The sequence below is a fragment of the Polynucleobacter aenigmaticus genome (assembly GCF_002206635.1).
Taxonomy (GTDB): Bacteria; Pseudomonadota; Gammaproteobacteria; order Burkholderiales; family Burkholderiaceae; genus Polynucleobacter; species Polynucleobacter aenigmaticus.
The window spans coordinates 1-13,677 of the sequence record NZ_NGUO01000013.1 but is presented as its reverse complement, the minus strand read 5'-3'; the positions used below and the strand labels follow the sequence as shown (position 1 = coordinate 13,677).

The following is a 13,677-nucleotide window of genomic DNA, read 5'->3' as shown; positions in this document are numbered from 1 at the left end:
CATTAACCTTGGCCTAGGTACACACGACGTACCTCAGCATTATTTTGAATATCTTCTGGAGTGCCTTCAGCCAAAAACTCGCCATGATGAAGAACAATGATTCGCTTACATAAGCCCATGATGAGTTTCATTTTGTGCTCAACCAAAATAACAGTTCTTTCATTGGCAAGTGTGCGAATGAGATCCATCATCACGAGCGTCTCTTCAGGAGACATTCCAGCAGTTGGCTCATCAAGCAATAGGAGGCTAGGGTTGCAGGCTAGAGCCATGGCAATTTCGAGGGCGCGTTGTTGCCCGTGCGCCAGATCACCTGTTTTCTTATTGCGCAGATGTTCTAGGTTGACGCGACGTAAGAGTTGATCCGCAAGTTCGATAGGCTCTGGGTAGCTTTTCGCATTACGCAGAAAGTTATACCGAGCAGTTTCCATTTGCGCCGCTACACGAACATTCTCATGAACGGTCAACTGCTTAAACACATTGGTAATTTGGAAGCTCTTGGAGATGCCAATACGTGCAAATTCATGCTGTTGCATGCCGGTAATATCTTTACCGTTAAATAAGATTTGACCGCTTGTTGGGGGGAAGGCTCCACTGAGTATGTTAAAGAAAGTGCTCTTGCCTGCGCCATTAGGGCCAATGATGGCCGTGAGGCTTCCTGGCATAAACGTAGTGGAGACATTCTGCAAGGCTTTGAATTTCCCAAAACTCTTGCTGACATTTCGAGCCTCAAGGATGGGGGTTTGATTTGGGCTACTCATTATTTTGTATCCTGATTCATGTTTAGCTTGCTCAAGATAGTTCCCCAGATTCCTTTCGGGAAGAACAATACAAAGAACATAAAGACTAGTCCAATAACGGCCATCCAATGTCTAGTAAAGGTAGTTACCACATCTTCCAAGTACAGCATGACAGCGGCGCCGAAAAATGGACCAAAGAAAGTGCCCATACCACCCAAAATACTCATCATTACCGCCTGTCCTGATTGCAGGTAGTGCAGGGAGTCAATCGGCACAATGGAGAGATGCAAGGCGCGTAATGAGCCGGCTAATCCACAGATTGCAGCCGACAATACGAATACTAGGAGCTTTGTACGTGTTACATCAAATCCGCAGGCGGCTGCACGTTTTTCATTCTCACGAATAGCTTCCATCACCGCACCTAATGGAGAGTTGAGAATGCGCGAGATCAGCCAAATTGCAATGACCACAAAGAAGAGAATGATGTAGTACTTGACAAGTGGATTTAGAAAATCCACTGGAATACCCAGAATATTGAAAGAGTCAACTCGCACGCCACGCAAACCATTCTCTCCGCCCGTCAAACTTTCCGCCTTATAAAAGCCATAGAAAACAATTTGACCTAAGGCGAGGGTGACCATCGAGAAGTAGATGCCTCTGGTACGAATAGCCAAGAAACCCATGATGAGCCCACCAATGGCTGCCCCAATTACGCCTACCAGAATTGCAGTACCCCACGGCAGGGAATAATGAACGATGCTAATCCCGGTGAGGTAGCTACCGATTCCTAAAAAGGCTGCATGTCCGAAGGACAACAAACCCATATAACCAAATAGGAGGTTGAATCCCATGGCAAATAAGCCAAAGATCAGGATATTGATTGCAAGCGCCTCATACGGCATGATGAACGGGAAGACCATCAAGAAAAGGCTGCTTGCCAACACGCGATGACGTGCAATGAGATGGAAAAATGATTTCATAAATATTGGGGGATTAACCCATTGCCCCCGCTTTACCAAATAAACCTTGAGGTCGAATTAAGAGGACTACCGCCATCAAAACAAAAATAGATAGTTCGGAAAGATCTGGAAAAAAGAGGGAGGTGAGGCTATAGACCACGCCAACCAATAGACCCGCAACAACCGCCCCCACAGGTGATCCCATGCCACCAACCACTGTCACAACAAAGGACTCCGCCAAGATGGGAATACCCATCTCTGGGTTAACGGAGCGTGTGGGTGAGGCCAGTATTCCGGAGAGGCCGGCAATCGCACAACCAAGACCAAATACCATTAGCCATACCTTAGCAATGTCTACACCAAGTACTTTGACGATCTCCTGGTCAGCAGCACCAGCTTTAATGATGAGGCCATAACGCGTCTTTTGGATAAAGAACCAGACCGCAAAAATAATCACGGCTGTAGCTGCAATCAAGAAGAGACGGTACTTAGGGAAGAAGCCAAATCCAACATCAAGAGTACCTTTAAGTTCATCGGGAGTGATGGATGGGAGGCCTTCAATACCAAATGTCACGCGCATTGCCTCAATCAATACATAAGACAATCCAAAAGTGAGGAGTAGCGGGTAGTCAATGCCGCGACCATAAAGAGGTCGCACTAGGAATCGCTCAGTGAGCAATCCAAGGGCGCCGGTAGCGATTGGGGTAAGGATTAAGCTAAACCAAAAGTTGCCTGTTACGCCCAGAAAGTAGACGCCCATGAATGCGCCAACCATGAAGAAGGCGCCATGTGCGAAGTTCACTACGTTGAGCATGCCAAAAATAAGGCATAAGCCTAGGGCTAGAAGTGCATAGATGCTGCCCAAGGCAATCCCTGTCAGCAACTGCATGCATAGAAGTTCAAATGTAAGACCGGTCATATATGTACTCAGAAAAACTCCCCTTCAACCATCGGCATCAGGGGAGGGACCCAGGGCAAATCAGAGAATCTGCCTTGAAATTTCAGATTTAAGCCTTGTGGCCTAGCTCTGCGCAACTACGCATATTCTTCTCGGTAGTCGGTTCAATCGTCAGGATATTAAAGACGTCATATTTGTCTTTCATGTTCTTTGACTTGGATTCAACGATGATGACCGTTTGAACTGCCTGGTGATCACATTTGCGGTAGTACTCAGGACCCTTGTACCAGTCGTACTTAAGATTCTCCATTGCAGTAATAACTTTCAAAGTCTCAGTAGATTTTGCAATCTTGATAGAGGCCAGCACACTCTTTACGCCGGCGTAGCCTAGTGCACCGTAATCGGATGGTACTGAGCCGTTGTACATTTTTCGGAATGCATCATTAAATATTTTTGCTGTTGGGATGCGATCCTCAAGACCCCAGTAGTAGGATGTACCGCCGATAATGCCTTCAAAGGCTTCTGATCCACCAGCAAGACGGGATGTGTAGAGCAGGACTGGTGTCACAATCTTCATGCTAGATTTCAAGCCAAAGTCGGTACATTGCTTAGCGGCATTCACTAGGTCGCGGCCAAAATTGCAGAGAACCAAGATATCTGGGTTCAAGGCTTTGATGCGCGGTAAAAATGCCGAGTAATCAGAGGCGCCTAGTGGATGACGAATATCTGCCAATGTGGTGGCACCCATTTCTTTGCCGGCACGTTCAAATGCTCGCACCATCTCGTGACCATAAGCATAGTCTGCCGTTAAAAATACAATCTTTTTACCAAAACGGGGGATGGAGTAGCGTGCAACTGCACCAGCAGTCATGGTTGGATTAAGTGCTTCGTGGAATGTGTAAACACTCCAATCCTTCGCTTCATTAATCGCATCCGACTGGCTAATTGAATTAAAGAGAACCTTACGCTCTTTACAAACAGCATTAATAGAGAGTTGAGTTGCGGCAGAGAGTGAGCCCACAACAAAATTCACCTTATCTTTTTCAATCAACTCAAGCGTACGTGTTGCAGCTTCACCGGGATTAAGTTTGTCATCACGAACCAGGAGTTCAGCTTTGCGACCATTAAAACCACCGGCATCATTAAATTCTTTAATAGCTAACTCAGCAGCCTTAACTTGATCCTGCGCTTCGGCAGAGAAAGGGCCCGTTAATGGTGTTGGAAAGCCAATCTTGATGGTTTCAGATTGGGCACTTGCCATATTCATCCAAAGTGGAGCGCTTGCTGCAGTCGCCCCGCCGATCAACATCGTTCTTCTTGTTTGATTCATTACTTTTTGTTTCATGGTTATCTCCTCCATTTAAAACAGTTTATTAATAAGAATACTTTTTTATTTCATAAATCTTATCTCAATGTTTCTTGTAATACTCAACTCTACATCTCAATTTTATTAAAGTGACTCTGGAACTGCTTTTCCTTCTACTAACAAAGTGCTGATATCAATGGCTGTTTCGGCCATTACCGTATCTGCATTTCTGCGGAGGCTATTACTATCTCTTGTACCTTTGCTACCTTGCGCTTGCATGTAACGCCCCAAATATTGTGCTCTTGCAACAACCTGCTGCCCAAGTGTAAGTCGCTCATTGCTATAGGCGTCAAGCGCAGCTGGAGTCGCGCCAAATTGAGCGATATGGCGTGCAATCACTATTGCCTCATCTCCCGCTTTGGTAACACCCATGCCGACGTGGGGCCGACCAACAAAAGCGGCATCACCCATTAGTGCAATTCTGCCAAAGACAATTTGGTCTGAACGAACGTCGTAAATAGCTTGCAAGAACGGAGAGGCTGTCTTCTCTAGAATTTCTGCATATTGAGGCGCCAGAATGTCACGGGCAACTTTACGCATTTCAGCAATATGTTTCCATGACACCTTCAGCGGAGGGATGCCAGTTGGATAGTAATGACCATCGGCATCAGTAAGAAGTTTTACTAGTTCGCCATCTTCGGATGCGGGTCGATACCAAACAAAGTTGTAACGTCGTTTACCTGGCCTAGTGTCATTGCCAGATCCCGCAACTGGATAGCCCAGCATCTGCTCGCCGTTTGGCAGGCAGAATCCAAAATAATTGAAGAGGGTATCTAGGGTGTAATTGGATAAATGACTTTCATCACAAACGCCTCGCCATGCAATATATCCCGCATATTCAGGTTGAATCTCTGGTGCCACTTGCGCGCGAACCGCTGAGCGTATGCCATCCGAAGCAATCAGTAGCTCCGCCTCATAAGAGCTGCCATCTTCGCAAGTCACCTGAACACTGCTGGCATCCTGACTCACGGTCTTTACATTCTTACCCTGCAAGTAGCGCTCGCTTGGAAAATTCTCTTTCAGTAGGTGATAAAGGCGACTCCATGAGGTCAATATTTGTGATAGCGGCATTTCACCTAAACTCTCGCCATCAGCACCCAGGGTAACGCGCTTAGATACAGCGACACCCAGGCTGTCATCAACGGCAATGCCAGCTTCCCGCAAAGCATCTGCTAGCGCGTCATGAGTCACGATCCCAGCGCCTCGTCCATCTAACGAGCCAATGGCCTTTTCCAGCAAGGTGACATCATGACCTTGGCGTAGCAATATATTTGCCGCAAATAAGCCTCCAAGGGATCCGCCAATAACAAGAATTTTGGCCATCTTTATTTATGCACCCTTGGCATCAAGTACTGCTTTTTCGGCAGCAGGGTAATTCAATTCAATGACGATGCCATTAGGGTCATCCAAAAAGAGTTGATGTAGTTTGAGGACGGGAACCGTGCGCTGTCTGCAGGGCACGCCCAACTTATCCAGCAGAGCAAGCTTGGCTTCTAGACCCGTGGCGAAGAAGGCGATGTGATCCACTGCCCCCGAGCCATAGAGCGAACTAGGATCACGTTCGCCAAGATACTGCTTTAGACCGTTGGGATCGTTCTTATCAATTGCAATCAAATGCAACACTGCATTAGCCCAGTCGTTTTCATCGCCGCTGTATAGCCAGACCCCAGGGAATGGAAATTCAGGGCGAGGCCCAACCGCGAGGCCCAATACTTCACTATAGAACTTGGTAGTTTGCTCAATCTCTAAACTACGGATTGAGAAGTGGTTTAGGCTTAAGTTCGTCATGTTATTTTTTACCAGTAGTAAACAAAATTTTTGCTGAATGGAGGTAGGAGCTAATACGATCTTGAATAATCTCTTGCTCTGTATTGGGGTTGCCGGCGTCATAAATAGCTTGACCATAGATCCAGCGGCGCATCCCGATATAAAAGATGCCGCCATGTAAGCCCATCAAAAATTCCAACTCCCGCTGGGAGGGTTTGCTGCGTAAGCTGCGACCACAGTGTTTGCGGGTTTCACGAATGAGACGAGGTAATAAACGATCACGTAGTAATTCAAAGAATCGGTCACTAATGGAATGATCACTTAGCCCTGAGAAAATCAGAATACGAACGAAGTCATAAGTAAGGACGGTATTCGAGTAGTCGATATAAAACGCATTTAGCTTTTCTTCGGGGGATAGGGTTTTATCGTCTAGCAATAGCTCCCACTCAGGCTTCCAGCGTGACTCAAACACGTCTTCATAGACCGCCTTAATTAAAGCGTCTTTGGTGGGGAAGTAGTGATAAAGCAGGGTATGCGTAACACCAAGGCCTTTTGTTAAGTTTCTGAGTTGCCCATCAATCCCATGCTTTGCAAAGTACTGAATTGCGCGATCTAGTATTTGGCGCTTGCGTTCCGTCGTACTCATTCTGCGGCGAGCAGGCGCAGGAGCTTCAGCTACTTCTACAGTGGCACTGTTTTTGGAGATGCGGTCTTGTGTAAAACTCATTGTTGTCAGGGTTTATCCGAATTTGGCCTTATTGACCAAAAGTTAAATAATGGTACATTGTTGAACAATTGGTAGATAACACTCTATTCGTACAAACCCCAAGGAGATGCAATGGAACTAAATGGCGAGCAGCTGATTGCCGCTCCAATCCCTGACGTGTGGAGGGGGTTGAATGATATTGATGTTCTAGCGAAGTCCATCCCAGGATGTGAAGAAATCAGCCGTATCTCTCCGGAAGAGGTTCATGCCAAGGTCATGTTCAAGATTGGCCCTGTTAGAGCGAGATTTGCTGGAAAACTCCTTTTGAGCGATGTCATTCCAGATCAATCCTGTTCGATGGCATTTGAGGGCTCAGGTGGTGCGGCAGGGTTCGCTAAGGGGCGTTCTCGCGTTGAATTGAAGGCTGCTGAAGGTGGAACTTTGATTTCTTATACGACAGAAGCCTCCATAGGGGGAAAGCTAGGACAAATTGGTGGGCGCTTAATTAGCGCTTCTGCCAAAAAAATTGCAGATGATTTTTTTCAACGATTTGCAAAAGAATTGGGTGGTGAAGTGGCGCCACTGGAGTCAGACGCACAGGCCGAGTAAAGCTCGGCCCTATAAATATAAAAGTAGTGGAGGAGACGCAATGAAAGCAGCAGCATTTGATTATGCAAAACCAAAGGCTCTAAGTGAGGCCTTAGCTTTGCTGGCTGAGGCTGGTGAGGATGCACGCTTGATCGCAGGTGGTCAGACGCTATTAGCTACGCTGAATCTACGCCTTTCTGAGCCTAGCATTCTGATTGATATCACTAATTTGGATGAGCTTAAAGGCATTTCAGTCATTGGCGATCAATTACGTATCGGTGCTTTGGTAACTCACACCGAAATTGAAGATTCCAAGTTGATTGCGCAGCATGCACCACTTCTGAAGGCTGCAGTACCCCATATTGCCCATCGCGCGATTCGTAATTTAGGAACCTGGGGTGGATCTTTAGCTTATGGTGATCCGGCTGCTGAATGGCCGGCATGCAGTCTGGCTCTCAATGCAACCATGTTGATTGCGGGTCCAGATGGAGAACGCCGAATTTCAGCGCAAGATTTTTTTATTGATCTGTATACGACTTCTTTGGAGCCCAATGAAATTCTAGTGGCTACAGAAATTTCAGTTGCTAATACCAATCAAGTATTTTATTTCCATGAGCTAGCACGTCGTCATGGTGATTACGCCGTTGCTGGTGCTGCATTAGTGGCGCAAAAGCAAGGGACCGTTCTTAGTGAATGCGCATTTACTTTCTTTTCAGTTGGTGCCACGCCAGTCATGGCTCTCAAGGCGCAAGCATTGGTAAATGGTAAGCCACTTACTGAAGAATTAATTGCCAGTGCCGTTGCTGTTGCAAGAGGCGAAATTGAGGCCATTGCTGATATTACGAATAGCGTAGAAACAAAACAACATTTAATCGGTGTTTTGTTGGAGCGTGGCTTGAAGCATCTAATTGCTTAAGAAATCAAGACATAAAAAGATAAACCGAGTTCGGAGATTGAAATGAGCTTAAAGAAAAAAATTACGATGACCGTTAATGGATCAGTGGTGAACGCTGAGATTGAGCCGCGTCGCCATTTGGTCGATTTTTTACGAGAAGATCTTCATCTAAAGGGTCCACATTTAGGTTGCGAGCAGGGTGCTTGTGGCGCCTGCACCGTTAAGGTTGATGGGCAAATTATTCGTGGCTGTTTGTATTTGGCTGTGCAGGCTGATGGATGTGTGGTGGAGACAGTTGAGGGCTTAACTAAAAGCGGCGCATTAGCAGACCTGCAGGAATCCTTTATGCGGCATAACGCCATGCAATGTGGTTTCTGTTCTTCCGGGATGTTACTTGCTGCTTCAGAATTAGTTGAAAAGCAGCCTAAGGCTACTCGCGAAGAAGTGCGCGAATGGATCTCTGGAAATTATTGTCGCTGCACTGGCTATCACTCTATAGTGGATGCCATCATGGCTGTACTTGAAGCTCGCGCCAAAGGTGAAAAAATTAAACCTGTTGTTGCTCACGCTTAAGAGGACTGAGAAAACTGATTATGAATAAGCCAACAGATCTCAAGGGATTGGTCCTTGATCCAGTAACCAATGATCAACGCTATATTGGTAATAGCGAGCCCCGACACAAAGCACGTCGACTGCTAGAAGGTCAGGGCACTTATGTCGACGATATCCAATTGCCCAGAATGGGGCATGTGGTGTACTGGCGTTCACCAGTAGCCCATATGAAGATTGGAAAAATTCATATTGAACAAGCAAGCAAGATGCCAGGTGTTCTGGCTATCGTTGATGGTGTAAAGATGGCTGAGCTTTGCAAGCCATGGGTTGCCACGCTTGACCACTTGGCCGGTATGAAATCGGCTCCTCAATATGCTTTGGCCATTGATCGCGCCTGTTGGCAGGGTGAGCCGGTAGTTGCAGTAGTTGCTGAAACCCGGGCTCAAGCAGAGGATGCTTTGCAGTTAGTCGATGTTGAGTGGGAAGAGTTGCCTGCAGTAGTTTCTATGGAAACAGCGCTGGACGCAGAAACACCAGTGATCCATCCAGAGCTTGGCGACAATCTTTGCTTTACTCGTACTTTAGATGTGGGCCAGGTAGATGAAGTGTTTGCAACGGCAGATATTGTTGCCGAAGCGACCTTTGGATTTGGTCGACATACAGGCGTTACTTTGGAGCCTCGCTGTCAAATTGCTGATTACAATCCAGGGGATCGTCGTCTGACGGTTTATCACTCGCAACAAGCGCCCCACATGATGCAGGATTTGTATTGCCGTCAATTTGGCTTATCTGAATCAGATGTGCATGTTATTTGTAAAGATGTGGGTGGTTCTTTCGGCATTAAGGTGCACGCGTATCCGGATGACTTTGCAACTGTTGGCCTGGCAATCATGTTGGAGCGCCCAGTAAAATTTGTTGCAGATCGTCTTGAGTCCTTCACAAGTGATATTCATGCACGTGAGCATAGGATTAAAGGGCGTATTGCAGCTAATAAAGAGGGTGATATCTTGGCGTTTGAGATCGACGATCTCACGGCCATTGGTCCATACTCTATGTTCCCCAGAACTAGTGCGATCGAGGGAAATCAAGTGGTGAATTTGGTTGGTGGGCCTTACAAGCACCAACATTACAGAGCCAAACTGAATGTTGTATTTCAGAATAAAACACCCACCTGTCAATATCGTGGCGTAGGCCATCCGATTGCTTGTGCGGTGACCGAGGGCCTAGTAGATCTAGCTGCACAAAAGTTGCAGATGGATCCCCTGGAGTTTCGTAAGCGCAATGTCATTCCCGATGATGCCTATCCTTGCTCTGGAATTTCTGGAATTAAGTTGGAGGTGTTATCGCATGAACAATGCCTACGAACTATTGAAAAGATGATGGATTACTCGGCCTTGCGTAAAGAACAGGCTGAGTTGCGAAAAAAAGGGATTTATCGTGGCATTGGCTTTGCTACCTTAATTGAGTTGACTAATCCAAGTCCTGCATTTTATGGGGTGGGTGGAGCACGTATTGCTTCTCAGGATGGCGCTTCTGCGAGACTGGATCCAAGCGGCGTTGTATCGATATTGATTGGCGTTGGTGAGCAAGGTCAAGGCACTGAAGGGATCTATGCGCAAATTGCCGCCGATGCTGTTGGTCTTTCTATTAAAGATGTGCGCATCATTACTGGCGACACAGATGTGACCCCTTACGGCGGAGGCACATGGGCTTCACGTGGTGCGGGAGTAGGTGGTGAGGCCGTTCTACTGGCTTGTCAGGCATTGCAAGAAAATATCCTAAAGCTTGCGGGTGCAATTTTGAATAGACCGGCGCAAGAGCTGTCAGTTCGCCGTGGTCACGTTTTAGATAAGGCGAGTGGCGAGCAGCTCTTGCCATTTAGTGAGATTGGTCGAATTGGTTATTTCCGCACGGATACCTTGCCCGTGGGATTCTCCGCGGATTTGATGGTCACTCGCCATTACACCCAAAAAGAATACCCATTTATCTTTACCAATGGTGTCCAGGCTTCTTACGTTGAAGTGGATCCGGATACTGGTTTCGTGAAACTCTTAAAGCATTGGGCGGTTGAGGATTGCGGTCGCGTATTAAATCCGATGTTGGTGGATGAGCAGGTTCGTGGCGCGATTGTTCAAGGTATTGGTGGTGTCCTTTTCGAAGAGTGCCTCTATGACGATAGTGGTTTGCTACGTAATGGCAGCATGGCCGACTATTTGGTGCCGATGGCCTATGAGATGCCGGATATTGAAGTCGCTCACGTAGAGACTCCAACCCAGTCATCTAAATTGGGGGCAAAAGGTGCCGGTGAGGCTGGTACTGCTGGAGCTCCTGGGGCTGTTCAGAACGCAATTAATGATGCTCTGGCACCATTTAATACAGCGGTCTTTGACCAGCCTATCACTTGCGAAAAGATTCTGAAGGCGCTTGGAAAGGTCTAATCCAAGGCCTACCTTAATAAGTGTATCCCTGATATCCCTGGGGATTCCGCATCCTGTAACATCAAGTTTTGACCATACCTAAATCCCTTGGCGGGGATTTAGGCTTAACTTGATATAGCGAATAAGAACATGCCCCATTTAAAAGGTAAAACTGCCCTCGTCACTGGTTCGACAAGCGGCATTGGTTTAGCAATAGCGATTGGGTTGGCAAAGCAGGGTGCCAATATTATGGCGAATGGCTTTGGTGAGATAGATGCCGCTATTGCCGCAATTAAAGCCTGCGGCGTTGAAGTTGAGTATCACGGTGCTGATATGAGCAAGCCTGCTGAAATCCAGGATTTGATTGAGCAAACTGAAAAGCGCTTTGGCACACTCGATATATTGGTCAACAATGCTGGTATTCAATACACGGCAAATGTTGAAGACTTTCCAGCGGATAAGTGGGAGTCCATCATTGCAATCAATTTGAGTTCTGCTTTTTACACCTCGCACCATGCGCTCCCTGGCATGAAAAAACGCAACTGGGGACGCATTATCAATATTGCTTCTGTTCATGGATTAGTTGGATCCACTCAAAAGTCTGCTTATGTTGCAGCCAAACATGGCATCGTTGGTTTAACCAAGGTAACTGCTCTAGAGAATGCAAAAACGGGCGTTACTTGTAATGCGATTTGCCCAGGCTGGGTTTTGACACCGCTAGTTCAAAAGCAGGTAGATGCGCGCGCAGAGCGTGAGGGGATTTCAAATGAGGCGGCTAAGAATGCCTTAGTTTCTGAAAAGCAGCCTTCTGGTGAGTTTGTAGCACCAGAGCAGTTAGCCGCCTTAGCAGTTTTCTTGTGCGGCCCTGATGCATCTGAAGTACGCGGAGTGGCTTGGAATATGGATGGTGGCTGGACAGCCCAGTAATCTCAAGGGGGTAATCTAGCCTCACCCCCAATTTTTCACGCCCAAACAAAAACTCGAGAATCGTCTATAGTTAGGGCGAATATGGCTGCTGCAGCCTCCTATTGATATGTTTTACAAGGAAAAAATGATGGAACACACATTACCGCAGTTACCTTACGCATTAGATGCGCTTTCACCATTCATCTCAAAAGAAACCCTCGAGTTTCACTATGGAAAACATCACCACACTTATGTCACTAATTTAAATAATTTAATTAAAGCTACTGAGTTTGAAAATGCTTCCCTAGAAGAAATTATTAAACAGTCATCTGGCGGTGTTTTCAATAATGCAGCCCAAGTATGGAACCATACTTTTTACTGGAATAGCATGAAGCCAAATGGCGGTGGGACTCCTACTGGTGCATTGGCTGATGCTATTAATGCAAAGTGGGGCTCTTTTGACCAATTTAAGGAAGAATTTACAAAGTGTGCAGTTGGTACATTTGGATCTGGTTGGGCATGGCTCGTGAAGAAAGCTGATGGCACTTTAGATTTGGTATCGACAAGCAACGCAGCAACCCCACTAACTACTGATGCAAAACCACTAATGACTTGTGATGTTTGGGAGCACGCTTACTACATTGATACTCGTAATGCACGTCCAAAGTACCTAGAGAATTTTTGGAATGTTGTGAATTGGGATTTTGCAAGCAAGAACTTTGCCTAATATCCACCTTCATTAAGAAAGTTTTTATGTCATCTATCTTTACCTCATTGGGACGCACAGTTTTAGCTGGGTTTGTGCTCCTCGTTTTAATTATCTTGGCTTTGGGTGCCAACCTAAGCTCAATTGAATTGCCTTTCTTATTCCGCTGGATTCACGTCATGGTTGGCGTTATGTGGATCGGTTTGCTTTGGTATTTCAATTTTGTGCAGATTCCTTCCATGTCAAAAATCCCTGATGAACAAAAGCCAGCTATTGGAAAAGTAATTGCTCCAACAGCATTATTTTGGTTCCGTTGGGCGGCCTTATTTACCGTTGTTAGCGGTCTAATTCTGGCTGTGTTGAATGGTTATGCGCATCAAGCATTTACATTGCAAGCCCCTTTCCGCGCAATCGGTTTGGGCATGTGGATTGCCTTGGTAATGGCTTTCAACGTTTGGTTCATTATTTGGCCAAATCAAAAACGTGCCCTCGGCATCGTTGCTGTTGAGCCAGATGTTAAGGTCAAGTCTGCACGTATCGCGATGCTGACTTCACGATTTAACACCATGCTTTCAGTGCCAATGTTGTTCTTGATGGTTGCTCAGTCACACAACACAACCTGGTTTGTGATCGTTTCATAATCACGCCACTGTAGATCATTGAAAAGGCCCGCATTTGAACTGACCCACAAAAGTTGGACAGTTTAATCAGGTTAGCACGAGGGATTGAGTTCGGTATTGAACCGGGCTCAATCCCTTTAGTTTTTCCTTGATTCGATCATGGTTGTAGTAGTGGATGTAGTCCTTAAGCTCCGTTTTAAATGATTGAACATCTGAGAACTTCTTTTGGTAGAAGAACTCGGTTTTCATAATCCCAAACCAGTTTTCCATGACTGCGTTATCCAGACAGTTTCCTTTTCTAGACATGCTTTGGCTAAGACCTTGTACCTTCAAAGCCTGTTGATAAATCCCCATTTGGTATTGCCAGCCTTGGTCTGAGTGCAATACCGGTTGAGGCTGGCTGCATCCTCTAAGACGTTTAAATGCCACTTTTAGCATCTCCATCACCATGCTCACTTGTGGTCTATCGGTAATCGTATAAGAGATGATCTCTTGGTTATACAGATCCAATATTGGCGAGAGGTAAACCTTCTCGCCTTTAATATTGAACTCAGTGACAT

General features: G+C 46.2%; 15 protein-coding genes. 7 read left to right on the top strand and 8 right to left on the bottom strand.

Going from position 1 to position 13,677, the window contains the following annotated elements:
* Positions 1-2: 2 nt before the first annotated feature.
* The 7 genes from CBI30_RS08545 to CBI30_RS08515 all read right to left on the bottom strand — a co-directional run bounded on the left by CBI30_RS08545 (position 3) and on the right by CBI30_RS08515 (position 6,454).
* Positions 3-758, bottom strand: a complete 756-nt coding sequence (locus tag CBI30_RS08545) for an ABC transporter ATP-binding protein (RefSeq protein WP_088527886.1) — start codon at positions 756-758, stop codon at positions 3-5.
* Complete coding sequence (locus CBI30_RS08540; protein ID WP_088527885.1) at positions 758-1,717, bottom strand: branched-chain amino acid ABC transporter permease; 960 nt, start codon at positions 1,715-1,717, stop codon at positions 758-760. The genes CBI30_RS08545 and CBI30_RS08540 overlap by 1 nt, the downstream gene beginning before the upstream one ends.
* Positions 1,718-1,730: 13 nt before the next feature.
* Positions 1,731-2,615, bottom strand: coding sequence for a branched-chain amino acid ABC transporter permease (locus tag CBI30_RS08535; RefSeq protein ID WP_088527884.1), 885 nt, complete (start codon positions 2,613-2,615; stop codon positions 1,731-1,733).
* A gap of 88 nt (positions 2,616-2,703) precedes the next feature.
* Entirely contained in the window at positions 2,704-3,939 is a 1,236-nt protein-coding gene (locus CBI30_RS08530; protein WP_088527883.1) for an ABC transporter substrate-binding protein, read from the bottom strand.
* Positions 3,940-4,044: 105 nt separating this feature from the next.
* Positions 4,045-5,283 (bottom strand): FAD binding domain-containing protein, encoded by a 1,239-nt coding sequence (locus CBI30_RS08525; RefSeq protein ID WP_088527882.1) that lies wholly within the window; start codon positions 5,281-5,283, stop codon positions 4,045-4,047.
* Positions 5,284-5,289: 6 nt separating this feature from the next.
* Positions 5,290-5,748, bottom strand: a complete 459-nt coding sequence (locus CBI30_RS08520; RefSeq protein WP_088527881.1) for a VOC family protein — start codon at positions 5,746-5,748, stop codon at positions 5,290-5,292.
* Position 5,749: 1 nt separating this feature from the next.
* Positions 5,750-6,454: a TetR/AcrR family transcriptional regulator gene (locus tag CBI30_RS08515; RefSeq protein WP_088527880.1), complete on the bottom strand. Its 705-nt coding sequence runs from the start codon at positions 6,452-6,454 to the stop codon at positions 5,750-5,752.
* A gap of 111 nt (positions 6,455-6,565) precedes the next feature.
* Between CBI30_RS08515 and CBI30_RS08510 the strand changes: the two genes are divergently transcribed.
* From CBI30_RS08510 to CBI30_RS08480, 7 genes are all read left to right on the top strand, one after another.
* Entirely contained in the window at positions 6,566-7,042 is a 477-nt protein-coding gene (locus tag CBI30_RS08510; protein WP_088527879.1) for an SRPBCC family protein, read from the top strand.
* 40 nt (positions 7,043-7,082) lie between these two features.
* Entirely contained in the window at positions 7,083-7,937 is an 855-nt protein-coding gene (locus tag CBI30_RS08505) for an FAD binding domain-containing protein (RefSeq protein ID WP_088527878.1), read from the top strand.
* A gap of 42 nt (positions 7,938-7,979) precedes the next feature.
* A complete protein-coding gene (locus CBI30_RS08500) occupies positions 7,980-8,489 on the top strand; it encodes a (2Fe-2S)-binding protein (protein ID WP_088527877.1) in 510 nt (169 codons plus the stop codon).
* A gap of 20 nt (positions 8,490-8,509) precedes the next feature.
* A complete protein-coding gene (locus tag CBI30_RS08495; RefSeq protein WP_088527876.1) occupies positions 8,510-10,906 on the top strand; it encodes a xanthine dehydrogenase family protein molybdopterin-binding subunit in 2,397 nt (798 codons plus the stop codon).
* Positions 10,907-11,035: 129 nt separating this feature from the next.
* Positions 11,036-11,812, top strand: coding sequence for a 3-hydroxybutyrate dehydrogenase (locus CBI30_RS08490; protein WP_088527875.1), 777 nt, complete (start codon positions 11,036-11,038; stop codon positions 11,810-11,812).
* Between the two features lie 127 nt (positions 11,813-11,939).
* Entirely contained in the window at positions 11,940-12,518 is a 579-nt protein-coding gene (gene sodB / locus CBI30_RS08485) for a superoxide dismutase [Fe] (RefSeq protein ID WP_088527874.1), read from the top strand.
* Positions 12,519-12,544: 26 nt separating this feature from the next.
* The gene (locus CBI30_RS08480) at positions 12,545-13,138 is read left to right on the top strand and encodes a urate hydroxylase PuuD (protein ID WP_088527873.1); all 594 of its coding nucleotides are present in this window, start codon (positions 12,545-12,547) and stop codon (positions 13,136-13,138) included.
* Between the two features lie 66 nt (positions 13,139-13,204).
* Here CBI30_RS08480 and CBI30_RS08475 read toward each other — a convergent pair.
* Positions 13,205-13,677: IS3 family transposase (locus CBI30_RS08475; RefSeq protein WP_143744377.1), on the bottom strand; the 473-nt coding region annotated here is incomplete at its 5' end.

Coding starts and splice junctions, on each gene's coding strand:
- CBI30_RS08515 (WP_088527880.1), bottom strand. CDS start 6,454: ATGAGTTTTACACAAGACCGCATCTCCAAAAACAGTGCCACTGTAGAA.
- CBI30_RS08480 (WP_088527873.1), top strand. CDS start 12,545: ATGTCATCTATCTTTACCTCATTGGGACGCACAGTTTTAGCTGGGTTT.
- CBI30_RS08535 (WP_088527884.1), bottom strand. CDS start 2,615: ATGACCGGTCTTACATTTGAACTTCTATGCATGCAGTTGCTGACAGGG.
- CBI30_RS08490 (WP_088527875.1), top strand. CDS start 11,036: ATGCCCCATTTAAAAGGTAAAACTGCCCTCGTCACTGGTTCGACAAGC.
- CBI30_RS08495 (WP_088527876.1), top strand. CDS start 8,510: ATGAATAAGCCAACAGATCTCAAGGGATTGGTCCTTGATCCAGTAACC.
- CBI30_RS08500 (WP_088527877.1), top strand. CDS start 7,980: ATGAGCTTAAAGAAAAAAATTACGATGACCGTTAATGGATCAGTGGTG.
- CBI30_RS08510 (WP_088527879.1), top strand. CDS start 6,566: ATGGAACTAAATGGCGAGCAGCTGATTGCCGCTCCAATCCCTGACGTG.
- CBI30_RS08540 (WP_088527885.1), bottom strand. CDS start 1,717: ATGAAATCATTTTTCCATCTCATTGCACGTCATCGCGTGTTGGCAAGC.
- CBI30_RS08525 (WP_088527882.1), bottom strand. CDS start 5,283: ATGGCCAAAATTCTTGTTATTGGCGGATCCCTTGGAGGCTTATTTGCG.
- CBI30_RS08530 (WP_088527883.1), bottom strand. CDS start 3,939: ATGAAACAAAAAGTAATGAATCAAACAAGAAGAACGATGTTGATCGGC.
- sodB (WP_088527874.1), top strand. CDS start 11,940: ATGGAACACACATTACCGCAGTTACCTTACGCATTAGATGCGCTTTCA.
- CBI30_RS08545 (WP_088527886.1), bottom strand. CDS start 758: ATGAGTAGCCCAAATCAAACCCCCATCCTTGAGGCTCGAAATGTCAGC.
- CBI30_RS08520 (WP_088527881.1), bottom strand. CDS start 5,748: ATGACGAACTTAAGCCTAAACCACTTCTCAATCCGTAGTTTAGAGATT.
- CBI30_RS08505 (WP_088527878.1), top strand. CDS start 7,083: ATGAAAGCAGCAGCATTTGATTATGCAAAACCAAAGGCTCTAAGTGAG.